Source organism: Streptomyces sparsus (assembly GCF_054776295.1).
In genome coordinates this window covers 1-610 of the sequence record NZ_BAAHCA010001648.1, presented here as the reverse complement: position 1 = coordinate 610, position 610 = coordinate 1, and the positions used below count along the sequence as shown (strand labels likewise).

Sequence of the window (610 nt, the reverse complement as noted above, 5' to 3'; positions counted from 1 at the left end):
CGCCACCTGCTGTGCGTGGCCACCGGCCACCGCGGGGTGGGTGGCGCGCTGGTCGTGGACGGGCGCCTGCACAGCGGCAGTTCCGGCCTGGCCCTGGAGGTCGGGCACCTCACCGTCGACCCGCAGGGCCGTCCCTGCCACTGCGGGAGCCGCGGCTGCCTGGACGTGGAGACCGACCCGCTGGCGTTGCTGGAGGCCGCCGGACGCGACCCGGGCCCCGAGGTCTCGCTGCTGGCGCAGGCGCGGGACCTGCTGCGGACTCACCACGCCACCGACCCGGCGGTGCGGGCCGCCGCCGGGCAGCTCATCGACCGGCTCGGGCTGGGCCTCGCCGGGCTGGTGAACATTCTCGACCCGGACCGGATCATCCTGGGCGGGCTGCACCGCGAACTGCTGCTGGCCGACCCGGAGCGGCTGCGCGAGACGGTCGCGGGGCGCAGCCTGTGGGGCCGCAGCGGCGGAGTGCCGGTGCTGGCCTGCACGCTGGACCACAACAGCCTGGTCGGCGCCGCCGAACTGGCATGGCAGCCCGTACTGGACGACCCGTCCGTGCTCCAGGAAGAGGAGTAGGCCGGGGGCGGTGCCGCCCCGCGCGGGCCGCGGGGCGGTC

General features: G+C 76.9%; 1 protein-coding gene. It reads left to right on the top strand.

Translation table 11 applies throughout. The annotated features are described in order from the left end of the window. On the top strand, window positions 1-570 hold a 570-nt coding region (locus ACYVE9_RS30100), incomplete at its 5' end, for an ROK family protein (protein WP_461031024.1). Window positions 571-610: the final 40 nt, after the last annotated feature.